At 41.5% G+C, this 18,286-nt stretch carries 35 protein-coding genes and 7 tRNA genes; 4 read left to right on the top strand and 38 right to left on the bottom strand.

Features of this window, described 5'->3' with window-relative positions; translation table 11 throughout:
• Positions 1-6 precede the first annotated feature (6 nt).
• From NQ560_RS01085 to NQ560_RS00970, 24 genes are all read right to left on the bottom strand, one after another.
• Entirely contained in the window at positions 7-654 is a 648-nt protein-coding gene (locus NQ560_RS01085) for a type II toxin-antitoxin system PemK/MazF family toxin (protein ID WP_005332015.1), read from the bottom strand.
• Positions 655-664: 10 nt separating this feature from the next.
• A complete protein-coding gene (locus NQ560_RS01080) occupies positions 665-1,219 on the bottom strand; it encodes a hypothetical protein (protein WP_005332014.1) in 555 nt (184 codons plus the stop codon).
• A gap of 3 nt (positions 1,220-1,222) precedes the next feature.
• Complete coding sequence (locus NQ560_RS01075; protein WP_005332013.1) at positions 1,223-1,534, bottom strand: DUF551 domain-containing protein; 312 nt, start codon at positions 1,532-1,534, stop codon at positions 1,223-1,225.
• A 57-nt stretch (positions 1,535-1,591) separates the two neighbouring features.
• The gene (locus tag NQ560_RS01070; RefSeq protein ID WP_233420464.1) at positions 1,592-2,059 is read right to left on the bottom strand and encodes an XF1762 family protein; all 468 of its coding nucleotides are present in this window, start codon (positions 2,057-2,059) and stop codon (positions 1,592-1,594) included.
• 24 nt (positions 2,060-2,083) lie between these two features.
• Positions 2,084-2,263 carry a hypothetical protein gene (locus tag NQ560_RS01065; protein ID WP_005332011.1) on the bottom strand — a complete coding sequence of 60 codons (180 nt, stop codon included), beginning with the start codon at positions 2,261-2,263 and terminating at the stop codon, positions 2,084-2,086.
• A gap of 36 nt (positions 2,264-2,299) precedes the next feature.
• Complete coding sequence (locus tag NQ560_RS01060; protein ID WP_040015383.1) at positions 2,300-2,503, bottom strand: hypothetical protein; 204 nt, start codon at positions 2,501-2,503, stop codon at positions 2,300-2,302.
• Positions 2,490-2,663, bottom strand: a complete 174-nt coding sequence (locus NQ560_RS01055) for a hypothetical protein (RefSeq protein ID WP_005332009.1) — start codon at positions 2,661-2,663, stop codon at positions 2,490-2,492. Before NQ560_RS01055 ends, NQ560_RS01060 begins: the two co-directional genes overlap by 14 nt.
• A gap of 17 nt (positions 2,664-2,680) precedes the next feature.
• On the bottom strand, positions 2,681-3,058 hold the full coding sequence (locus NQ560_RS01050; protein WP_005332008.1) for an AsnC family protein: 378 nt from the start codon (positions 3,056-3,058) through the stop codon (positions 2,681-2,683).
• Positions 3,055-3,303 carry a hypothetical protein gene (locus NQ560_RS01045; RefSeq protein WP_005332007.1) on the bottom strand — a complete coding sequence of 83 codons (249 nt, stop codon included), beginning with the start codon at positions 3,301-3,303 and terminating at the stop codon, positions 3,055-3,057. The genes NQ560_RS01050 and NQ560_RS01045 overlap by 4 nt, the downstream gene beginning before the upstream one ends.
• Complete coding sequence (locus NQ560_RS01040; RefSeq protein ID WP_154104217.1) at positions 3,300-3,572, bottom strand: hypothetical protein; 273 nt, start codon at positions 3,570-3,572, stop codon at positions 3,300-3,302. Before NQ560_RS01040 ends, NQ560_RS01045 begins: the two co-directional genes overlap by 4 nt.
• Positions 3,506-3,898 (bottom strand): hypothetical protein, encoded by a 393-nt coding sequence (locus NQ560_RS01035; protein ID WP_005332005.1) that lies wholly within the window; start codon positions 3,896-3,898, stop codon positions 3,506-3,508. The genes NQ560_RS01040 and NQ560_RS01035 overlap by 67 nt, the downstream gene beginning before the upstream one ends.
• Before the next feature lie 66 nt (positions 3,899-3,964).
• Positions 3,965-4,102 carry a hypothetical protein gene (locus NQ560_RS01030; RefSeq protein WP_005332004.1) on the bottom strand — a complete coding sequence of 46 codons (138 nt, stop codon included), beginning with the start codon at positions 4,100-4,102 and terminating at the stop codon, positions 3,965-3,967.
• A 61-nt stretch (positions 4,103-4,163) separates the two neighbouring features.
• Positions 4,164-4,526 carry a hypothetical protein gene (locus NQ560_RS01025; protein WP_005332002.1) on the bottom strand — a complete coding sequence of 121 codons (363 nt, stop codon included), beginning with the start codon at positions 4,524-4,526 and terminating at the stop codon, positions 4,164-4,166.
• The gene (locus tag NQ560_RS01020; protein ID WP_081445659.1) at positions 4,519-5,871 is read right to left on the bottom strand and encodes a ParB/RepB/Spo0J family partition protein; all 1,353 of its coding nucleotides are present in this window, start codon (positions 5,869-5,871) and stop codon (positions 4,519-4,521) included. Before NQ560_RS01020 ends, NQ560_RS01025 begins: the two co-directional genes overlap by 8 nt.
• 72 nt (positions 5,872-5,943) lie before the next feature.
• Entirely contained in the window at positions 5,944-6,438 is a 495-nt protein-coding gene (locus NQ560_RS01015; RefSeq protein ID WP_005332000.1) for a class I SAM-dependent methyltransferase, read from the bottom strand.
• Between the two features lie 59 nt (positions 6,439-6,497).
• Complete coding sequence (locus tag NQ560_RS01010; RefSeq protein ID WP_005331999.1) at positions 6,498-7,721, bottom strand: hypothetical protein; 1,224 nt, start codon at positions 7,719-7,721, stop codon at positions 6,498-6,500.
• Positions 7,718-7,918: a hypothetical protein gene (locus tag NQ560_RS01005; RefSeq protein ID WP_005331998.1), complete on the bottom strand. Its 201-nt coding sequence runs from the start codon at positions 7,916-7,918 to the stop codon at positions 7,718-7,720. Before NQ560_RS01005 ends, NQ560_RS01010 begins: the two co-directional genes overlap by 4 nt.
• Complete coding sequence (locus NQ560_RS01000) at positions 7,915-8,340, bottom strand: ribonuclease H family protein (RefSeq protein ID WP_005331997.1); 426 nt, start codon at positions 8,338-8,340, stop codon at positions 7,915-7,917. The genes NQ560_RS01005 and NQ560_RS01000 overlap by 4 nt, the downstream gene beginning before the upstream one ends.
• Positions 8,328-8,693 (bottom strand): hypothetical protein, encoded by a 366-nt coding sequence (locus tag NQ560_RS00995; protein ID WP_005331996.1) that lies wholly within the window; start codon positions 8,691-8,693, stop codon positions 8,328-8,330. The genes NQ560_RS01000 and NQ560_RS00995 overlap by 13 nt, the downstream gene beginning before the upstream one ends.
• Before the next feature lies 1 nt (position 8,694).
• The gene (locus NQ560_RS00990) at positions 8,695-9,432 is read right to left on the bottom strand and encodes a rolling circle replication-associated protein (protein WP_005331995.1); all 738 of its coding nucleotides are present in this window, start codon (positions 9,430-9,432) and stop codon (positions 8,695-8,697) included.
• Positions 9,433-9,605: 173 nt separating this feature from the next.
• Positions 9,606-9,830, bottom strand: a complete 225-nt coding sequence (locus NQ560_RS00985; RefSeq protein ID WP_005331993.1) for a hypothetical protein — start codon at positions 9,828-9,830, stop codon at positions 9,606-9,608.
• Positions 9,830-10,060: a hypothetical protein gene (locus NQ560_RS00980; protein WP_005331992.1), complete on the bottom strand. Its 231-nt coding sequence runs from the start codon at positions 10,058-10,060 to the stop codon at positions 9,830-9,832. Before NQ560_RS00980 ends, NQ560_RS00985 begins: the two co-directional genes overlap by 1 nt.
• Positions 10,061-10,077: 17 nt before the next feature.
• The gene (locus NQ560_RS00975; protein WP_005331990.1) at positions 10,078-10,245 is read right to left on the bottom strand and encodes a hypothetical protein; all 168 of its coding nucleotides are present in this window, start codon (positions 10,243-10,245) and stop codon (positions 10,078-10,080) included.
• 165 nt (positions 10,246-10,410) lie between these two features.
• The gene (locus NQ560_RS00970) at positions 10,411-10,560 is read right to left on the bottom strand and encodes a hypothetical protein (RefSeq protein WP_154104216.1); all 150 of its coding nucleotides are present in this window, start codon (positions 10,558-10,560) and stop codon (positions 10,411-10,413) included.
• Between the two features lie 96 nt (positions 10,561-10,656).
• On the opposite strand from NQ560_RS00970, the gene NQ560_RS00965 reads away from it, so the two are divergent.
• Entirely contained in the window at positions 10,657-11,025 is a 369-nt protein-coding gene (locus NQ560_RS00965; protein WP_151200064.1) for a hypothetical protein, read from the top strand.
• Here the strand turns inward: NQ560_RS00965 and NQ560_RS00960 are convergent.
• Positions 11,002-11,208 (bottom strand): hypothetical protein, encoded by a 207-nt coding sequence (locus tag NQ560_RS00960; RefSeq protein ID WP_040015382.1) that lies wholly within the window; start codon positions 11,206-11,208, stop codon positions 11,002-11,004. The two genes, NQ560_RS00965 and NQ560_RS00960, sit on opposite strands and share 24 nt — an antisense overlap.
• 19 nt (positions 11,209-11,227) lie before the next feature.
• The gene (locus tag NQ560_RS00955) at positions 11,228-11,389 is read right to left on the bottom strand and encodes a hypothetical protein (RefSeq protein ID WP_005331982.1); all 162 of its coding nucleotides are present in this window, start codon (positions 11,387-11,389) and stop codon (positions 11,228-11,230) included.
• A gap of 135 nt (positions 11,390-11,524) precedes the next feature.
• On the opposite strand from NQ560_RS00955, the gene NQ560_RS00950 reads away from it, so the two are divergent.
• Positions 11,525-11,872, top strand: a complete 348-nt coding sequence (locus NQ560_RS00950) for a helix-turn-helix transcriptional regulator (RefSeq protein ID WP_005331981.1) — start codon at positions 11,525-11,527, stop codon at positions 11,870-11,872.
• 13 nt (positions 11,873-11,885) lie between these two features.
• Here the strand turns inward: NQ560_RS00950 and NQ560_RS00945 are convergent, their stop codons facing one another.
• The gene (locus NQ560_RS00945) at positions 11,886-12,008 is read right to left on the bottom strand and encodes a hypothetical protein (RefSeq protein WP_005331980.1); all 123 of its coding nucleotides are present in this window, start codon (positions 12,006-12,008) and stop codon (positions 11,886-11,888) included.
• Positions 12,009-12,197: 189 nt separating this feature from the next.
• Positions 12,198-12,371, bottom strand: a complete 174-nt coding sequence (locus tag NQ560_RS15690; RefSeq protein ID WP_255348539.1) for a helix-turn-helix domain-containing protein — start codon at positions 12,369-12,371, stop codon at positions 12,198-12,200.
• A 136-nt stretch (positions 12,372-12,507) separates the two neighbouring features.
• Between NQ560_RS15690 and NQ560_RS00935 the strand changes: the two genes are divergently transcribed.
• Together NQ560_RS00935 and NQ560_RS00930 are read left to right on the top strand one after the other, a co-directional pair.
• Positions 12,508-13,332: a DUF5067 domain-containing protein gene (locus NQ560_RS00935; protein WP_005331978.1), complete on the top strand. Its 825-nt coding sequence runs from the start codon at positions 12,508-12,510 to the stop codon at positions 13,330-13,332.
• A 151-nt stretch (positions 13,333-13,483) separates the two neighbouring features.
• The gene (locus tag NQ560_RS00930; protein ID WP_005331977.1) at positions 13,484-14,602 is read left to right on the top strand and encodes a tyrosine-type recombinase/integrase; all 1,119 of its coding nucleotides are present in this window, start codon (positions 13,484-13,486) and stop codon (positions 14,600-14,602) included.
• A 181-nt stretch (positions 14,603-14,783) separates the two neighbouring features.
• Here NQ560_RS00930 and NQ560_RS00925 read toward each other — a convergent pair.
• From NQ560_RS00925 to NQ560_RS00880, 10 genes are all read right to left on the bottom strand, one after another.
• A tRNA-Lys gene (locus NQ560_RS00925) sits at positions 14,784-14,856 on the bottom strand.
• Between the two features lie 7 nt (positions 14,857-14,863).
• Positions 14,864-14,935: transfer RNA gene (locus NQ560_RS00920), tRNA-Gln, on the bottom strand.
• Positions 14,936-14,949: 14 nt separating this feature from the next.
• A tRNA-His gene (locus NQ560_RS00915) sits at positions 14,950-15,023 on the bottom strand.
• A gap of 71 nt (positions 15,024-15,094) precedes the next feature.
• A tRNA-Arg gene (locus tag NQ560_RS00910) sits at positions 15,095-15,168 on the bottom strand.
• Between the two features lie 48 nt (positions 15,169-15,216).
• A tRNA-Gly gene (locus NQ560_RS00905) sits at positions 15,217-15,287 on the bottom strand.
• A 66-nt stretch (positions 15,288-15,353) separates the two neighbouring features.
• Positions 15,354-15,424: transfer RNA gene (locus NQ560_RS00900), tRNA-Gly, on the bottom strand.
• 7 nt (positions 15,425-15,431) lie between these two features.
• Positions 15,432-15,506, bottom strand: a tRNA-Pro gene (locus NQ560_RS00895).
• A gap of 169 nt (positions 15,507-15,675) precedes the next feature.
• Complete coding sequence (locus NQ560_RS00890) at positions 15,676-16,155, bottom strand: metallophosphoesterase (protein WP_005331976.1); 480 nt, start codon at positions 16,153-16,155, stop codon at positions 15,676-15,678.
• A 73-nt stretch (positions 16,156-16,228) separates the two neighbouring features.
• Positions 16,229-16,852: an RdgB/HAM1 family non-canonical purine NTP pyrophosphatase gene (gene rdgB, locus NQ560_RS00885; RefSeq protein ID WP_005331974.1), complete on the bottom strand. Its 624-nt coding sequence runs from the start codon at positions 16,850-16,852 to the stop codon at positions 16,229-16,231.
• 23 nt (positions 16,853-16,875) lie between these two features.
• Complete coding sequence (locus NQ560_RS00880) at positions 16,876-18,030, bottom strand: THUMP domain-containing class I SAM-dependent RNA methyltransferase (protein WP_040015381.1); 1,155 nt, start codon at positions 18,028-18,030, stop codon at positions 16,876-16,878.
• Between the last annotated feature and the right edge of the window lie 256 nt (positions 18,031-18,286).

Genomic DNA, 18,286 nt, shown 5'->3' with positions numbered 1-18,286 from the left:
AGCCTCCTAAATCTTATCTCCTATAAGCTTTTCTGTTAATTTCATGTATAAGTCTTTGTATATGTCTCTTTCTGCCGCGACTTTGATGGTTTCGTCTGTGTTTTCTGTCTCTATCTGTGATAATTGTTTTTCTAATTCCTGCTGTTTATCAGTCTCTTCCTTAATTCTGTTTCGAAGTCCATCATTTATTCTCTGTGCCTCACTCAGAGAATCTGTCAGCTCTTTCAGCTTTTCTGCCATAGTGTCGTCGCTTTCTGTGATTCCGAGTGAGATGGATAACCCCTTGTTAATTTTCTCTATTTCCTCGTCCGTACAGGTGCGTATGAATCCGTCAATTCTGTCTTTGCTGACACTTACAACCTGCTCGCATAGCGCCGTAGATGGTAGATGGCATTTTACTTTTGCGTGTGTTGGCAGTGATTCATTTGGCTTTTCTACCAGATATGCCACTTCTACCATGTTCTGACTTTCGTTAATGTCGTTGTTCGACACGATAACCGCAGGTCTACCTGTGTCCTGATTTATTTTTTTGATGTAGAATATGTCTCCTCTATATATTTCCATTGTTTTTTTTGCTCCCTTCTCTGTATTTTTGATAGCTTGAAATGCTGTTGGGTCGTAATAACCGGCTCCATTTCTTTTTGCACTGTCCATATTCCCTCTCCTATTTTCCTGATCTGAGCATGTAGAACAGTAATTCTGTTATTGATCGTTTTCTTGGTCCTGGTGTGCAAGGAATTATTTTATGCAATCTCCACTCTCCAGCCATTGTTGCTTTTGTAAGTGGTGTAGGATTTTCAAATTCGTCCCACTCTTTTCTGCTTTCTGGGATCGCTACCATGATTCCGTAGTACCTAGATGATTCCGGGTTACATTCCCTGATGTGTTCTAAAAGCTTTCCTGAATTTCTGTCTGCGATTAAATCCTTGTAACACTCCATTGTTGTTACGATGTAATTTTGCTCACCAAGAAAATTCAGTCCGTTTCCGCTGTAGATATCTTCCCGGCAACTCTTAATTTCGTAACAGATGAATTGTCCTTTTTCGATTGCTCCTACGGAGCATTGGTTTGGTGGCATGAACTGCATGAAATCTACTCTTTTTACGTTCGTGCTTCCATAATCGATACTGACTTCTGATGCCCAGTATTTGCCTATTCCTTGTAATTTCTTTGTTATCAGCAGATTACTTAAAAAACTAGTTACCATTTTCCTGTTCATTTTCTACTCCTTATATGGTTCTGTAAGCGGTCTCCAAGCTTCTACGGCTATTCCGAAGTCTTCACACGGTACGTCTTCTCTAAGATAGAATGTTCCTCCAATATCGTTTTCCTCGTATTTTCCGACGCTTGGAACGTCAAAACCTTCGCATGATATCAATACATATTCTCCAGTTTTCGGCAATCTTTCACTGCATGGAATCCACTGAGTTTCTTTCAGTGCATGTATCCCCATTTCAATAGCATCTACTGTTTCCTTAGACCAGCCCCATTCAAGATGTTTCACCAATCTATCTATTGCTTGTTGATTATTCATCTTCGCCCTCCTTATACGGTTCCGGCAATCTCTCAATTGTCAAGGTGCTGTTATTTGTTACTTCAATTGCTTACTCCATCTTTGTTTCTTTTCATTAATCGGATATTTTTGTTTTTCTGGGAATAAACTCATTTGATTCGTTACCATCTCTCTTGGTCTGCTTGGCGTATTCCAATTAGATCCACCAACTCCGTCAGCTTCACAAGTCCACCCAGACGCTTTAAGGCTTGCGCCATTTTCGGATTCAAGAATATATGTTATAATTTTTGAATATCCCATTTCTTTTGCGATTCGTGCGGCTCTGCTATATAGAAAACTACATATATCCTTTTCTCCAGTTGTACATAATCTAAGCACTTCTAATGTATTGCCATCGTCCAATACTCTCGATACAGGTCTGCCAACTTGAACCACTCCAACAACTTTTCCATCTATTGTGGCTGCAATTCTAAATTTATCTCTATGAGCTGCTTTGTGATGTCGATGATATGTATTTATATAATCTTGTGCTTCTTTCAGCTCCATAGGTCTTGCTTCTATAGGCATTCGTTATTCCTTTCTGTATTTCTCCAAAATCTTCATCATTGCTTTCATGTGTTCCGCTACTTCCGACAAATCTTCATCGCTCATCTGACCGGGAAGTTGTCCTTCCTCCTCTTCGGATTCCGGATCCGGTGTTCGAATCTCTCTGATTTCCCGAACTGTCCTTTCTGGCTTTACTTCCTCCAACTCAAATGATACCAGTATGTAGCCTTCATCCTCCGGCTACCTCTCGCTGCATGGAATCCATCTTGTCTCTTCTACTACATTTTCCGGGTAATACTGTGGTAGTCTGTCTATTACGCGTTCCATACAGTTATAGCAAAATTCAATTAATTCCTTTTCCTGATAGCCTTCATAGCACTTTTTGGTATCTTGCATATCTTCTTTTAATGCATCAATTACCATGTCTTTTCTAAGATATCCCATTTTCTTCTTCCTCACATTCTATGACTGCAAAATGAAAGCCGCATTCGTCACATACTGCGGTTCCGTCTCCGTAGTATGCGTTTGTTCCCAACGCCTCTCCGCATATCGGGCAATAGTCTATTCTGCTATTGTCGGCAATTCCACATATATATCCTTGCATCTTTTTTTCCTCTTTTCTTAACTTAGTTTTTCTTTCATTGGTTTGCCTTTTTCGTAGACAGTGCAATTATCAGCTGTGCAGTAATGGCTTCTGGAAAATTTATGGAATGCTCCGTAATTACATAAGCTGACAGGATATCTTGCACGCCATTTACAGGTCTTGCATTTTTTTCTATCACCGTTTGAGCCTTTTGGTTTTTCTTTGTGTTTTTCCTTTACTTCCCGCGGCTTTCTCTGTGTTGGGTCTCCACCCTCTCTTCGAATTCCGACTAATCCATCTGCCGTAATTCTATATTGTACCTGTGTTTGGGTAAGTCCCATCTTTTCTGCTATCTTTCTATTGGTCAGCCCCTGTTCTACCAGGGATCTCAGCAAGTCTTTATCATATTCTTTCACGCTGCCGCCTCCCTTCTGTACTTCCGAAAGCTTTTGGCTTTTTCGGCGTGGTATCTGATTAATTCCTCGACTGCTGCCATCTGCGCTTCTTCTACCTGGTGTTGTTCATAGATTTTCAAATCTATGCCCCACTCTTCACCGCCTTCGTAGAGAAGCCACCGGAAGCTTTTGTATACGATATAAGCAAGCTTTTTCTCTCCGTCTACGAGATCGATTTGTGTCATGCTTTCCCGAATCCACTTCATAGCATTTCCTCCATATCCGCTGCACGTCCTTCCCATTTATCTGCTTGTCTCTTGCAGTAATCTATAATGGTCTCAACTGCTGCCATCTGTACCGGTTCAATATCTAACTTGCCGAAGCCTTCCATTTCTCCAATACATGAAAGCCTTGGAAATAGGCTCATCCGATACCACAAGAACCAGCATAATTCCGCTTCGTCCCAGATCAATGCTGCGATTTTTTCGTCTTCTTGATATAATTCCAGACATTCGTCCGATTTAATGGACCACATTTCTTTCTGCGCCTCCTTGCTACAACCATCTTGTTCCGGTCGTCGATATAATAATCTGCATAGACCTTCCGACAGTTGTTCTTATATTTGTTCTTATATTCTGGAATATTGTCATTGACTGCATCAAACTCCAATCCATTCGCCCTGCAGTATATGACTGCCTCCTGCAATAGGTCTCCCTCCCTGTATGTCCAGAGTATAATTTTATCTCCGGACTGCTGCCGTTTGATCAGAAATTGGAATAATTCTGTATTGGGTTCTCCCAGTTTCGGGTATTCTGCTGTATTTAACGTGCCGTCGAAATCTACGGCATATATTTTGTTCATGTGTCTCCTTTCTCCTCCGGCTCCACCGGCCGGAGGGAATCTATGGTTAATAGTGACTGTGATACACTATTGGTGCTGTAGTTTTCTTACTCTTTTTACCGGTAATACGACAAATACTCCCGTGTCTTCCAGGTATACTGTGACTGTATCTGCCAGATGTTCTTTCTCGAACACGATTCCCAGCCTCTCTTTCTCTTCTCCCATCGGAATGCACTTCACATATTCACCCTTATAGAAATCTCGGGAGCTTTTGTCTTTCCTAAGGTTAGAGGTAATTTTTGTAGGCAATATTCATCCACTCCTCTCGTGTGTGATCCTGTTCGTATGCTTCCTGTAGATAGGCGCATAACCTTTCACGGGTTGCACGGCAATTATGTACAGCGTCTTTGCCTTCCTTGTGGTGTCTTCTGCATAGGTAGACTTTTATTCCAGCTCCTTCGCTGCGCTTCCTTCCGCCGCCTCCAAACACTACATGATGGCATTCCGTACACTGGTAGGTATAGTTTCCTTCATCTCTTGCGCACAGATAGCAGATTCCCGGTTCTGTTGCTACAATTGGTTTTGGATGCTTCTGCCTTTTTTTCTTTTTCATTCCCATTGTTTTGGGAAACATCAAGCCATCAGTCATTATCCTCGTCCTTTCTGTAGTATTGGTGCGTTCCGTCCAGCACCTGTTCCTCTTGCTCTGTGTCGAAGAACCATCCGAACATCTTAAATACTCTGTAGCACTCTAAGAGGATTCCTCCATCTTCCTTGTCGTATCTAAGGTTGTAATCCCACGGCTCTTTCTCGCTCATTCTCATGTGTAATAATATGAGCATCTGCTCCATGATGCTTAGTTTTTGTATTTTTTCATTCGCTTCTGCTTTTTCTTCATCGTTGCATTCCCAATCGTGCTTTTCAGTGAAATATTTTATAAAAAGACTTTTGTATACCCCTCCCATCTCTACCAGTAGTACCCAGCACATGTTCTTTACCAACTCTTCGTTCGGTTTTGCTGCTTTCCCGGCAATAATGTCCAGAATTAATTGTTTACGCCTTTCTGTGCTCACTCTTGTGATTTCCTTAAGTTCTTTTTTTCTGGCTTTTCGTTCTTTTTCTTCCTTCTCTCTTCGTTTTTCTGCTCTTGTCTGCTTTTTTATAACTTTTTTCACAATTCTGATACGCTGATACTGAGTTATCCAATATTTCCCTTCTGTATCTAGAATTCCAATATCGTCATCTTTGTTTAGGTCGTATTCAACCACTGTTTTCCATGATCCTGTCCAGATGCCGTTTTCTGCTTCCTTTGGAGCTTTCTTGATGCCTGCTGCCTCTAGCTTTTCTATAATCGCTGTCTCTTTTGCTTTTCTCTTTTCGTCTGCTACTGCGCTTCTGGCGCGTGTCGCCAAGTCCGTGGAGCTGTAGGAAGCTCTTAAGATTTCGTTTCTCTTCTCTACTGATTTTATTTTTTCCAATTCATACAGGTCTTTTAATGTTAACTGGAATCCCTCATCATCGTTCTTTTCTTTCAGGGTGGATTTATCCAGCTTGGCAATGTTAACTCTATGGCGTACTGTGCTCTCACTGAATCCTGTCTTATTTGCAATGTCTTCCACAGTGTCTCCAAGATCTAGCATCATCTGGAAGCCTTCTGCCTGCTCCGGAATCGTAAGGTCTACGCGCTGCATATTCTCGGTAAGCATGGTTCCAACCTGTTCCTTGTAGCTCATACCGGTAATAATACGGCAAGGATACTCTGTGACTGCTGCCATCTTCCCTGCGGAATAACGTCGGTGACCAATCAGAAGCGTATATTCTTCCTCGTGGAATCCTCTCTTGTTGTCCCAGTATCCCGGAATGACGGTTAAATTTTGCATAATGCCATTTTGTCTGATGGACTCAGCAAGCTCTGTAAGGTCTCCTAAGTCTTTTCTTGGGTTATCCGGATGCTCATGTATCTGATCAGCCGGTATGTATATTAATTTGTCCATTCTTTCTCCTTTCAGGTTAGATATTTCTATCTGACCATCACATTCATAATTTTCAAAAACGTCTAATCCCATTTATATTCCTTTCATGTAACACGCCCAAAATGTGTTTGAACGCTTCCCACTGTGATGTCCAAATAACGGCTTCTGTCCAATTGCTTTCCATACTTTCTGAGCCGTGATATCTGTCTCCGCCCACTTGAAAATCAGTACTCCATCTTCTTTCAGAACTCTCATACATTCCTGGAATCCATCATGTAACATTTCCGGCCAGTGTTCGTCCAGTTTCCCGTACTTCTTAACCAACCATCCAGTTTCACCAGCATATCTAAGATGTGGTGGATCAAATACGACCAGCGCAAAAGTATTATCCTTAAATGGCAGATTTGTGAAATCACATTGGATATCAGGATCCACGATACATGTTCGTTCTGGCTGTCCTTGCTCTGATTTCCATATTCCAGTTAACTCTTCTTTCCTGATATCGCAATACACTGCTGCAGGATGTTCTTTGTTGAACCAGATTGTCCTTGAACCACATGTCACATCAAGGATTTTCTTGTCAGTCATTCTCCTTATCCTCCTTTTTCAGGTTAGATATTTCTATCTGACCATCACATTCATAATTTTCAAAAACGTCCAATCCCATTCATATAATCCTCTATCGTCATTTGTTTTGGTGGAATGTCTTCCCAACCCACGCCTATATAATCCAGTACCTTTCCCCAACCGAACTTCTCTCCGGTCTTCGGATTGGTGCAGCACTTATACATCCAGAATTCCCACTCTTTTTCATTGCGTTCCCTGAGCCTGTCAAATCTGTGTGGACGTTTTTCCAAGTGGATTCCAAAACCACACATACTACAGCCTGTACGCTGTGCTCCTGTTGTGTATAGATCGCCATTGTCTTTTCTGGCAATCTCTCCGTATATTTTCGGAATAATGCTGTCTACCGGAACATATTCTTTTAGTGTTCCGTCTGCATTCTTCCCATAAGGCTGTTCGTGGAAAAGTGTTTCAAAAACATCTAAGTGTTCGTGATACCATTTGCCCATTTCCATTGCTAGCTGGAGAAGATCTTGCCTTAAAAATATGGCAAACGGTGCTGACCGGATTACTCCTTTTCCGTAGTAGTTGCAACCATGTTCTATCAGTGATTCTTCACGTTGACCGCCTTCAACTGCCATTAATCCCAAATACGGATAGCTTTTATGTGTTTTCGCCCAGTCATCACATGGCTTTTCTTTTAACCAATAGCAACACTCGTTGCTGACCTTAATTTCTTCGTCTGGTTTTCCATAATGGACATTTTCATTCTCATTTTCGTATCCTCCGAACAATTTGAGCCATTTCTGAGGGAGCTGCATTCTACTATTCTTGGCATAGTGCCCCTGTTCCCCGCATTCACCAGTGATAATGGCATGCCGGACCGTCTTATTGTTTTCCGTTGGATTCTGCAAAGTGTTGATTCTTCCCGCGATCTTTTTGGAAATTACCGGAAATCCGACTTCATTCAGTACTTGAACTTTGGTTTTATATGGTTTTACAACTTCAAGTCCCAGTGCTTTGTGCACTTTCTGAATACTTTTGTCTTCCAGTATCGATACGGAAATTCCTGGTACGTCAATTCCGATACTTTTGAGCCATATGTATAGCACAATGCTGTCCAATCCGCCTACACTTACATGACACCCGAATCCCCTGTCAGTCATCTCTTCTTGGAATGCCTTTGCCATATGTGCCTGGCGCCACAGTTTTTCTTGATAGGTTAGATTCTGAAGTTTTGTAAATGCAGCTCTTTTCTCTATCTTTTGCTGTCTCCACTCTTCTCGTGTTAAGTCGTTACTGCTCATTTATCCTCCTTCGCCATTTTAATCCCATGACTCGCCGTGCCATGAATTAATCTTTCTGCCATTTTCGGCAGCATACCCGTTTCCAGCATTACTTCATACAGATTCTTCGTGATTGCTCTGTATTCATACAAGATGTCCTCTCCGCCTCCTTCGATTTTTGTGCTCGTGCACCTTCCGCTTACCTCGCTTCTAATCATCTTTCTCTCCTTTTCATTTCCGTGTCCAGCCATTCGCTATAGCTGTGTCTTCCTTCTTCTGCTACAATTAACTGCCCTCTTGTACGCACATAGACCTCTTCCCATAACTCTGCGTGCTTGATCGGCTCGCCCCTGGCATTCAAATAGTTATTGCCCGCCCATTTCTCTAACTGGGTGCCGAGCATGTTCATGACGAAACGGTCTTCTGTGTGGATATGGACTTCACAGCTCTGATTAAGCCTGTCCAGTGCGTCAGACAGTGACCTTAATGTCGCCTCGTGATATGTACCGAATATATGCCCGAATCCGTTTACGGTTTTCTCCTCACCGTTCTTTATGCAAGCTACCACGTAACCGTGCCACCTTTCGTCTTTACTAAGGCTGGCAGTACTTTGGGCAAGATAAATATCTACTTTGTACATTCCTGTTCCTCCAGTTCTCTCACCTTGTCTCTTGTAATCTCTGTTGCGACTAAAATAGCGTGATTTGCAAACTCTTCGCACGGTTCAAATTTCAAAATATCTGGCTTTCCTTCCAGCTCTACTTTGCGATTATAAACATTGCAGTATTCTTCTACGCGGTAACGGTCCACCATGTATTTTTTTCTTTCCGTATCTGCTTCGATGCGGTCTCTCATGACCATGACCGCTTTTGCGATTGCCATATCTGCTAATGCTCTGGTATCTAATACTGGCTCCATGCCATGTTCCTTGTTCCAAGCGTTATACACGCGCCCAAACTCTTTCAAAAGCGTCTCATTCACTTCAACTTTCACTTTAAATCCTCCTGTGAATCCTCACCAATGTGTAATATCTGTATTTACACTTGGTTCTTGGGTTTGTTCCCTCGTGGAAACTATCCCGGTCTATGTAGTATCCTTCCTTTTCTTTTGGCTCTTTTCTCCAGTAGGCGAGCTTTTTGACTTTTGGCTCTTCGACTGGAAGGTTCTTGGAAGCTGAGTAACTTGCTTCACTTAGACTCTCATTGTATCTGGCACACGTCTCCGGTGTCTTGCACATGTAACCTGCAAGGTCTGCGAAGTCTCCGTTCTCATATAGGTGCTTGAATGTTGCGCTTCCATGTGGCCATGCTTTTTTGATAAGGATATCCGCACCTTCGATACGATTGATCACCACATGGACGTGCCAGTTCCCTCTTAAACCCTTTTCTATGTTCCTGATCCATCGAAGTTCTGCACCTCTTTTTCGGAATTCCTTCCGAAGCTTTTCGTACCATGTCTTGAATTGAGCCTTTGCTGTCTTCATGTCCGGAGGACGTTCTTCTTTCTTGTAAGTCAGCAAGACAAGGTAGTCATTTTCATGGAACCATGTCTTGAGTTTATGCCTTACCTTTCTCTCCCTGTTCCATTGATTCCTTTTTGCAATCTCTTCCTTGGTGGCTTTCTTTTTCTTTTCCCTCTTCTCTCCAGGAGCTCCATACCTACCATCCAGATACTCATATACCTCTATACTGTTTTTGAAAACATAGGTTAATCTCTTATATCTTTTTTTCATAACTGTGATGCCAATATTAATATTCTTAACAAGTCCGAAAAGAGAGTGTGAAAACCCTTATTTTCTTGACTTTCTCCACCCTCACAGCTATAATATCCGTAGGGTATCTTTTGCGGACATCGAATCTGTGAAAGTGGAATTGGGACTTGTTTTGGCAAGTTCCTTTTCTTTTTTTATTTTGCATATCTGACCGCCTTGTTGATTAGGTATGCTGTTGTCACAATGATTAATCCAGCCACGATTCTTGTCCCTCCCGGAAGCAATGCCGGACTGCTGTTAGTCATGTGACTTACACCCATCCAGGTGGTCGCCATTCCAATGACTCCGATTGTCTCTGTAACCGCTCTAACTGTCTTACACATCAGAATTTTTCGTTTATGTGCTCTTATCCCTTCCATTACATCACCCCTATCTTCTGACGCATTGCTTTCTGTTGCATCTGTATGTCTTTCTGTCTCCATACCTCGAATGCTTCCGTATCGTATTGATACGGACTGTTTTTAATTTGGGGATTATCCTGCCATGCAAATGTCTGCCCTGGTGTTGCAAATGCTCTTCTCAGATATGTCTCTGAAAATCCCATTTTTATTAGATCCGGTCTGGACATAATCTTCTTTGGATACTTCATTCTTCTCGCCTCCCTGCTTAATTGATGTAATGACGTATAGTCCTCTTTACTTTCTCAACGCTATTGAACCTGATCTGTTTCTTTGCTTCTCCAATCTGACGGTCGAACTCTTCGTCCATGCACATTCGCAACTTCACCCAGTCAGAGTATGAAATGCCTTTTAAGGCTTCTATGTATTTGTCCACTTTTTTATCCTTTCTGTAGCTCCTCCAATTGTTGCTGTAATTGCTGCTGTTGCTTCCATAATCGCTTTGTTGTGATAATTATGGATATTTGGTCGATGGCCGTTAACACCGCGGCTATCGATGCCAGCAATGGTGCTATGTCTTTTAGCATTTGTTTACCTCTTTCTATTCAAGCTTGGCTCTGGCGGTTATCAGTTCTGCCAGAGCTTTGGTTAATTCTGTCAGTTCGTTTACCTCATAGCTTTCTTTGCAATTTTCTGTTTTTTTCTGTATGAGTTTACACAGGTCATCTATTGTCTTTTCTACTTCTTTCATCCACTCACCTCTTTTACTGTTGCTCTTTTTCTTCATTTCTCCTATACTCTTCTTACAGGCACTGCCATGCCTAGTTCAAAAGAAAGGAATCATATTATGAACTTATTCGCACCCTCTTTAAATCCCAAACGTCTTTCCCGGCACACTGTCCTGAAGCATTTCATTGAAACTGCAGATATGAATTGTATTTGCCGTTATTACGATGATCCCTATTTCAAGAATATTCCCAATGCCGTATTGCTTGACTACATAGATGAATTAGTTAAGGACGGCTATGTCAAGCACTACATCCGTCACGTCGTATTAACAGCCAAAGCTTATTCATATCTTTCTGAACGCCGTTATGCCAGAATCAGAGAAATCATTCTTCATCTCACTCGTCCGGTGTCTTATCTCTTGGCTTGGATGCTCGGAATTCTATCTACCGTGATAGCTGAAATCCTAATCCGGCAAATTTTCCACTAATCCGAAGGAATGTTTTGCAGCATATCTGCACCACTTTTTCAGCTCTGCCTTATTTGGTGGTGCATATTTTTTCGCCTTCATGTAGAATAGAACTGCTTTTAATGCTATGTATGTTGTTAACCAGCCTAATGACCAAATCACAAAAAATATTAAAAGCATTATGGCTTCTATTTTTTCCCACATCTTCTTCACCTCTCCTTCCTTATGCGCTCTTATCTTCTTCAATAGATGCGCACAACGCGAACCCTTTTAATATATTTCTCGCGTCGCCCTGTTTTTCTTCCGGTATCATTGCCAGGATTTCGCCAAAGTCCATGGCGTCTTCTTTCATTTTTTCAAATTGTATTTCCTTTGCTTTTGTCATTTTTATCACTCCTTTCGTTGTCTATGCTCACATTATAGTTGTCATAGTTATATTTGTCAACTCTGTTTTTATGTTTTTGTTGACTTTGCTAACTTTTAGTGATATTGTATTGCTAGAAGGAGGCGATATCTTAAAATGAATGAACGACTTAAAACACTTCGTAAATCACTTGGCTTAACTCAAGAAGAAATGGGGCAGCGCCTTGGTGTTACCAAGACTGCCATATGTTCTTTAGAGTCCGGTCGCAGAAATTTGACCGAACAAATGGCAAAATCTATTTGCCGCGAATTTAGAGTTGACTATTATTGGCTTACTGTCGGCGATGGTGAAATGTTTGTTGCGGCTCCAGATTGTCTGATTGATGAGGTTGTTGAAGAGTATAATCTTGATGAAGTTGATAGAAAAATGTTAAAAGAATACCTTGAGATGACTTATGAACATCGACAGGTAATCAAAGATTACTTCCGAAGTGTATTTACCTAAAAAAAAGAACAGGCTATTCGCCTGTCCTCCGGATGAAGAATCTATGTACGTAGGCATAAATTCTCTTTAATTGTGAAATGTCGTCTATTTTTTCGATCATTTCAATAATGTGCTTCTTACATGTTTCTTTGTCCATACTGCGTACCTCCTCTTAGAGCATACATCCGAAATTCCTTGATTGAATCTTATCACTATTAGATTTTGTTTTCAATGGTTTTTCGAACATTTGTTCTTATTTATCTTTTATGCGCTCTTCTATTAATAAAGACACATAAAGTGGAGGAAACTGTTGTAAAAATTGGAAATTGTCCCAGATATGGGACACTTATTGAATATCGGATTCGAAAAGGTCCGTAACTTTCAGATGAAGACCTTTTGCAAGCTGCTCCACAGTATCTAAGGTTGGAGATACTTGTCCATTAACGATTCTGTTTATTGTGGATTTGGACACTCCAGTCATGATAGATACCTGGCGCACAGAAAGATTTTTGTCATACATAATTTGTCCCAGTAATACTTTCATAATTGTATTATATATGATATGCCTTAATAAGTATCATGGGAATAATTGGTATATTCGCCCATGGCGTTTATATATAAAACTTACTTAAACTTCTAGGAAAGAGAGGTACTTTATGAAAAGAAAAATTGTAACACTGATGCTGGTTGCTATGATGGCGATCAATGTAACTGCTTGTGGCGGTTCAAACTCAGAAAGTTCAAAGAAAACTGAGACTGCATCAAAAGAAAAGGAGTATGTAGACGATATTACTGCAGTTGCTTCTAATCCGGATTCTTATAATGGTAAATACATTAAGTTTACCGGAATTGTTTCCACTGTCGACTCCAATGATGATATTTACGGCTGTCAGGTATATGTGGATATGGATTACAATAACAGCGTGTTAGTTGAAATTCCAAAATCTATTATGTCTGAGACACCTAAAACAGATGATCTTATTAATTTTGATGCAAAAATCGAAAAAGCAAAAGACGGCCAGACTGTCATGGGTGTTGATTCCACATGGGCTTACCTTGTAGCTGATTCAGCAGAAAAGACAACTTATCTTGAATCATTCGGAAAAGCTGATGCAACATGGGAATTTACAGATAAGGTTGCTGAACAAAATGGAATTTCCATCTCTGTTACAAAAGTTGAATTCGCAAAAGATGAGACAAGATTTTATGTTACTGCTACAAACAACTCATCTGATAAGATGAATATTTGGTCTTCCTCTTCAAAAGTTTTGCAGAACGGTCAGCAGTATGAGCAGATTTATACTTATAATTCCTTTGAAGAATATCCGGAGCTTTCTTCTGAGTTACTTCCTGGAGCATCTTCATCTGGAATACTTTGCTTTGACAAGTTGGATCCTGCTGCTCTTCAGCTTTATGTTGAGGGTGCCAGTGATAATTATGAGCTTGAATTCTCACCATTTATTTTTGACTTAGCTCAATAATCAAAAACCGCCCTTGCTGGTAACAAGGACGGTTGATGAATACTATACGTGCTGTGCACGATACAATACTCCCTAGCAAGAATATTGTATCACAAATCCACGGCACCGTATAGGTGTATTTTTTATACTTATTTTTAGAGAGGTTGATACAATGGCGTCAAAAAAATATACCTGTGGAGCTGACGGATATTACCAGACTAAGGTTTGGGATGGAACTTATGATCAGAATGGACGTAAGCACCGGATCACGCTCCGGAGTAATAAGAGCAGTCGTGACCTGGAACGTCAGGTTGCTGCTATGAAAGCTCAGATTGAATCCAGGAACTATGTGAGGAATACGGACATATTGTTCATAGACTATTCCCGAAGCTGGCTGAATGTGTATAAGTCCAGGCGCTCCAATAATACTAAGCGCATGTATGAGAATATTATTGAAAAGCACTTCACGGCTCTTAATGCGCTAAAGCTAAAAGATGTGGAGCGTATTCACATTGAAACTTTATTAGCAAATGCAGAGGATAAGAGGCGCACTCAACAGCAGATTTTATTGACCTTTTCTGCGGTTCTAAAATCTGCAGTGTCTGACAAGCTTCTGGCTGCTAATGTGGCTGATGATATTCTTAGGAGTACCGACAAGATAAAATATAAGCCGAGTGAAAAGCGTCCTCTGACACCAGACGAAAAGAAAGCCGTCTTTGGCGCGACTTATAAATATGATTCTGATCAGGCTTATGTGTATCTGATATATGGATGTGGATTGAGACGTGAGGAGTGCGTGGCACTTACGATATTTGATTTTAATTTCAAAAAGCGTGAAGTATCTATTAGTAAGGCCTATGAGTATATTACAAATACTCCCGGTGTTAAGAATCCGAAGAGCTCTAATGGAATCCGTACCATTCCAATACCTTCCAAGATTCTCCCCGTGGTTCAGAGCTATGTAGAGAGCGTTAAGCATTCCGGCCGGACTCAGCTCTTCGTGACCATGCGAGATAAGAAGCCTCTTACCAAAAGTGCTTATGACAAAATGTGGAAGAGAATCGTGGAATCGATGCAGGCTGCGTGTAAAGAGGATATCGTTGGATTGACCGGGCATGTGTTCCGTCACAACTATTGTTCGTCCTTATGTTATCAGATTCCTCGTGTATCCATCAAAAGGATTGCACAGCTCCTTGGTGATACAGAGGCTATGGTTATGAATGTGTACTCACATATTCTGGCCGAACGTGAAGATGTAGAGGGCGCTGTGAATGATGCGATTAATTTTTAAGAGTGTGAGATTTTTTTATCTCATACTCTTTTTTCTGAGACATCTTTGAGACATCTTGTTTTTCTGAGGCACTTTTGAGACATTTACTTTGTATTATTTTCACCTACTTTGACCTATTCACAAAACACGAAAAATCCCCGCAAACCCTTGAAATCATTGGGTTTACGGGGATTCTATTCAGTGAGCGTGCGGGGATTCGAACCCCGGACAACTTGATTAAAAGTCAAGTGCTCTACCACCTGAGCTACACGCCCATAAAAACTGGGCTAGTTGGATTCGAACCAACGAATGCAGGAGTCAAAGTCCTGTGCCTTACCGCTTGGCGATAGCCCAATAAAATAAAAAAGGGTGGGTAATGGGACTCGAACCCATGATATCCAGAACCACAATCTGGCGCGCTAACCAACTGCACCATACCCACCATATACACTTATCGAACTATGCTTGTCCAACTTAGTACACTTAGCACTATTCTATTTTCTGTGGTTCTAACGAGCCTGGGGGGATTCGAACCCTCGACCTACGGCTTAGAAGGCCGTTGCTCTATCCAGCTGAGCTACAGACTCAATCTAGCTCTATTAGAACTATCTCTCAAAGCTTTTAGGCTTCAAGAAAGCGGGTGATGGGAATCGAACCCACGTATCCAGCTTGGAAGGCTGGTGTTCTACCATTGAACTACACCCGCGTATTAATTGTTTTCTTCGATTCATTCTTTACCAGAACCGCTCTCAAAGCTTTCAGGCTTTAAGAAAGCGGGTGATGGGAATCGAACCCACGTATCCAGCTTGGAAGGCTGGTGTTCTACCATTGAACTACACCCGCATATCAATCGGGGTGACAGGATTCGAACCTGCGACCTCCTGGTCCCAAACCAGGCGCTCTAGCCAAGCTGAGCCACACCCCGTTTTTTGTTTCCGTGTCGTTATCTCCGTGACACAAATAGTATTATACATAAGCCCCCTCTATATGTCAACAACTTTTTTAAACTTTTTTCAAAAAAATTCTTCAAAGTATCTTCCATACTTCGGAAAGCCCGTAAAATCGGGCTTTCCAGACTTATTGAGTTCATATCTTTACACAGTTTTAAGCTCTACTTCAGGCTGTTTTCCTTTTTCTAATTTCATCACCATGTAGGTAGCTTGTCGTCCCTGCTGCCTCGGATAAGTCAGGCTGCCCGGATTCAGCGTCACAAGATCAGCGTCTATTGTAAGTGCCGGCACATGTGTGTGCCCATACATCACAATATCCGCACCTCTGCGGCGTGCTTCTTCCTGCAAATGCGCCTCTCCCATGCTGACATAATATGCATGTCCATGCGTAATAAAGATATGATGTCCTTCCAGTTCAAATTCTTCCTCCCTCGGAAGTCTTGAAAAGAAATCATTGTTTCCACCCACAATATGCGTTGGACACTCAAAAATAGCTTCTATGTAATCTGCATCATCTTCCACATCACCAAGATGGATCAGCATATCCGCATCCGGATTACACTCACAAACATTTTCAATATTCTTTCTGGAACCATGTGTATCACTTACTATCACAATTTTCATATTTCTTTTGTCTTCCTGTCTTTTCTTTTACTGTATTCTTCTAGCTGCCTTTTCTTTCGTCTGGTCATATCTTCTATTTGCTTTCCAGCTTTTCTTCCAATACTTTGCGCATTTTGCGAAGTCCTTCTCCGCGATGGCTCAGTTCATTTTTCTTCTCCGGTTCAAGTTCCGCACTGCTGCAGCCAAACTGCGGCAGATAAAAGATCGGATCATATCCGAATCCATTTTCCCCTGTGATCTCATAACCAATACGACCTTCCATCGTTCCTCGTACAACTTCCGTACTTCCGTCTGGAAGCGCCGCCGCTATCGCACATACAAATCTTGCTGTACGCTTCTCATCCGGCACTCCCTCAAGCCGGTCTATCAACGCCTGGTTCTTAATATCATAAGACGTATCCTCACCCATATAGCGTGCCGAATAGATTCCCGGTTCTTTATTCAGCGCATCGATTTCCAGCCCGGAATCATCTGCTAGAACAACTGCATTTTTATACTCTGGCATCTTCCGTGCAATATCCGCGATCGTCGTCGCCTTAATTAACGCATTTTCTTCAAATGTCTGTCCATCCTCTACTACATCCGCCTGGATTCCGGCTTCTTTCTGGGACAAGATCTTGCAGCCAAGATCTGCTAGAATCATACGGATCTCTATCATTTTATTTTTGTTACCTGTCGCAAATATAATTGTGTCCATCTTCAATTCTCCTCTGGCTTTTCCTACTTTTCCCTCGGCTTCTTTGGCGGTTTCGGTCCAAGGAACTGATAGAAATAGGTCTTCAACATTCCATTATAAATCTTACGATTCTTATCCGCCTTGCGTCCAAAATATCGTTCAGCTTCTTCATAAGAAGTTATCATATAGGCAGACCAGCTGTCCAAATGCTTAAAGCTCTCACCAAATGCTCTGTAAAGGGCCGGAAGATCCTTTTTATCCTCCAATCGTTCACCATACGGTGGATTGGTAATCACAAAACCATATTTTTTCGGGTGATGCAAGTCTTTGACGTCTCTTTCCTGAAAATGTATCAGATGATCCACTCCCGCCTCTCTGGCATTGCGTCTTGCGATCTTAATTACAGAACTGTCCAGATCGTATCCCTGAATGTCCACCTCGACATCATCCTGAATCAAATCATTTGCCTCATCAATCGTGTCATACCAGACCTTTTTCGGTATAATATTCATCCAAGATTCAGCTGTAAAAGAACGATTCATTCCTGGAGCAATATTGGCTGCCATCATAGCCGCTTCAATCGGAAATGTTCCACTTCCACAAAATGGATCTACCAGAATCCGGTCTTTATTCCAAGGTGTCAGCATAATAAGTGATGCCGCCAACGTTTCTGTAATCGGCGCTTTTCCAGACACTTCTCGATATCCACGTTTATGTAAAGATACCCCTGAAGTATCAATTCCAATTGTCACAATGTCTTTCATTAAAAATACACGTACCGGGTAAGATGCTCCATCCTCCGGGAACCATTCAATGCCATAATACTCCTGAAGTCTGCGTACCATCGCTTTTTTCATAATAGACTGAATATCTGACGGGCTGAACAGCTTACTTTTTATCGAAGCAGCTTTCGCAACCCAGAATTTTCCGTTTCTCGGAATATATTCTTCCCAGTGAAGGCTCTTCGTTGCCTCAAACAGCTCTTCAAAGCTTGTTGCTTTAAAGCTCCCCACCTTAATGAGAATACGTTCTGCCGTACGCAGGAACACATTTGCACGACATACAGCCTCCTCATCTCCGATAAATGTGACTCTTCCGTCTTCCACTTCCGAAATCTCATATCCAAGGTCTATAATTTCACGTTTTAGCACTGCTTCCAGTCCAAAATGGCACGGAGCAATCAATTCCATTCTTCTCATATATCTCTCCAAATCATCATTTGCATTAAAAAAGTTTTTCTTTCATATTACTTTTATTACCGGGCACTGTCAATCATTTCCGTAAGTCAGACTCAACAAAAAATATTTAAAAAAAAATATTTTCAAATATCTCAGGCATTTTCTCGATCATTATCACTTCATATGCCCGGCAACACAGACCGGGACATGCCTTATGGCATGCCCCGGTCGCCAGCAAAATTCACAGTATACCTGCAAACCACGCTGATCATCAGCT

This window comes from Dorea formicigenerans, assembly GCF_025150245.1.
Classification (GTDB): Bacteria; Bacillota; Clostridia; order Lachnospirales; family Lachnospiraceae; genus Dorea; species Dorea formicigenerans.
Note: the sequence above shows the minus strand (reverse complement) of the source record. Positions and strands in the feature narration are given on the sequence as shown.

Coding starts and splice junctions, on each gene's coding strand:
- NQ560_RS01085 (WP_005332015.1), bottom strand. CDS start 654: ATGGACAGTGCAAAAAGAAATGGAGCCGGTTATTACGACCCAACAGCA.
- NQ560_RS01080 (WP_005332014.1), bottom strand. CDS start 1,219: ATGAACAGGAAAATGGTAACTAGTTTTTTAAGTAATCTGCTGATAACA.
- NQ560_RS01075 (WP_005332013.1), bottom strand. CDS start 1,534: ATGAATAATCAACAAGCAATAGATAGATTGGTGAAACATCTTGAATGG.
- NQ560_RS01070 (WP_233420464.1), bottom strand. CDS start 2,059: ATGGAGCTGAAAGAAGCACAAGATTATATAAATACATATCATCGACAT.
- NQ560_RS01060 (WP_040015383.1), bottom strand. CDS start 2,503: ATGGGATATCTTAGAAAAGACATGGTAATTGATGCATTAAAAGAAGAT.
- NQ560_RS01055 (WP_005332009.1), bottom strand. CDS start 2,663: ATGCAAGGATATATATGTGGAATTGCCGACAATAGCAGAATAGACTAT.
- NQ560_RS01045 (WP_005332007.1), bottom strand. CDS start 3,303: ATGAAGTGGATTCGGGAAAGCATGACACAAATCGATCTCGTAGACGGA.
- NQ560_RS01040 (WP_154104217.1), bottom strand. CDS start 3,572: ATGTGGTCCATTAAATCGGACGAATGTCTGGAATTATATCAAGAAGAC.
- NQ560_RS01035 (WP_005332005.1), bottom strand. CDS start 3,898: ATGAACAAAATATATGCCGTAGATTTCGACGGCACGTTAAATACAGCA.
- NQ560_RS01030 (WP_005332004.1), bottom strand. CDS start 4,102: ATGGGAGAAGAGAAAGAGAGGCTGGGAATCGTGTTCGAGAAAGAACAT.
- NQ560_RS01025 (WP_005332002.1), bottom strand. CDS start 4,526: ATGACTGATGGCTTGATGTTTCCCAAAACAATGGGAATGAAAAAGAAA.
- NQ560_RS01020 (WP_081445659.1), bottom strand. CDS start 5,871: ATGGACAAATTAATATACATACCGGCTGATCAGATACATGAGCATCCG.
- NQ560_RS01015 (WP_005332000.1), bottom strand. CDS start 6,438: ATGACTGACAAGAAAATCCTTGATGTGACATGTGGTTCAAGGACAATC.
- NQ560_RS01010 (WP_005331999.1), bottom strand. CDS start 7,721: ATGAGCAGTAACGACTTAACACGAGAAGAGTGGAGACAGCAAAAGATA.
- NQ560_RS01005 (WP_005331998.1), bottom strand. CDS start 7,918: ATGATTAGAAGCGAGGTAAGCGGAAGGTGCACGAGCACAAAAATCGAA.
- NQ560_RS01000 (WP_005331997.1), bottom strand. CDS start 8,340: ATGTACAAAGTAGATATTTATCTTGCCCAAAGTACTGCCAGCCTTAGT.
- NQ560_RS00990 (WP_005331995.1), bottom strand. CDS start 9,432: ATGAAAAAAAGATATAAGAGATTAACCTATGTTTTCAAAAACAGTATA.
- NQ560_RS00985 (WP_005331993.1), bottom strand. CDS start 9,830: ATGGAAGGGATAAGAGCACATAAACGAAAAATTCTGATGTGTAAGACA.
- NQ560_RS00980 (WP_005331992.1), bottom strand. CDS start 10,060: ATGAAGTATCCAAAGAAGATTATGTCCAGACCGGATCTAATAAAAATG.
- NQ560_RS00970 (WP_154104216.1), bottom strand. CDS start 10,560: ATGAAAGAAGTAGAAAAGACAATAGATGACCTGTGTAAACTCATACAG.
- NQ560_RS00965 (WP_151200064.1), top strand. CDS start 10,657: ATGAACTTATTCGCACCCTCTTTAAATCCCAAACGTCTTTCCCGGCAC.
- NQ560_RS00960 (WP_040015382.1), bottom strand. CDS start 11,208: ATGTGGGAAAAAATAGAAGCCATAATGCTTTTAATATTTTTTGTGATT.
- NQ560_RS00955 (WP_005331982.1), bottom strand. CDS start 11,389: ATGACAAAAGCAAAGGAAATACAATTTGAAAAAATGAAAGAAGACGCC.
- NQ560_RS00950 (WP_005331981.1), top strand. CDS start 11,525: ATGAATGAACGACTTAAAACACTTCGTAAATCACTTGGCTTAACTCAA.
- NQ560_RS00945 (WP_005331980.1), bottom strand. CDS start 12,008: ATGGACAAAGAAACATGTAAGAAGCACATTATTGAAATGATCGAAAAA.
- NQ560_RS15690 (WP_255348539.1), bottom strand. CDS start 12,371: ATGTATGACAAAAATCTTTCTGTGCGCCAGGTATCTATCATGACTGGA.
- NQ560_RS00935 (WP_005331978.1), top strand. CDS start 12,508: ATGAAAAGAAAAATTGTAACACTGATGCTGGTTGCTATGATGGCGATC.
- NQ560_RS00930 (WP_005331977.1), top strand. CDS start 13,484: ATGGCGTCAAAAAAATATACCTGTGGAGCTGACGGATATTACCAGACT.
- NQ560_RS00890 (WP_005331976.1), bottom strand. CDS start 16,155: ATGAAAATTGTGATAGTAAGTGATACACATGGTTCCAGAAAGAATATT.
- rdgB (WP_005331974.1), bottom strand. CDS start 16,852: ATGGACACAATTATATTTGCGACAGGTAACAAAAATAAAATGATAGAG.
- NQ560_RS00880 (WP_040015381.1), bottom strand. CDS start 18,030: ATGAGAAGAATGGAATTGATTGCTCCGTGCCATTTTGGACTGGAAGCA.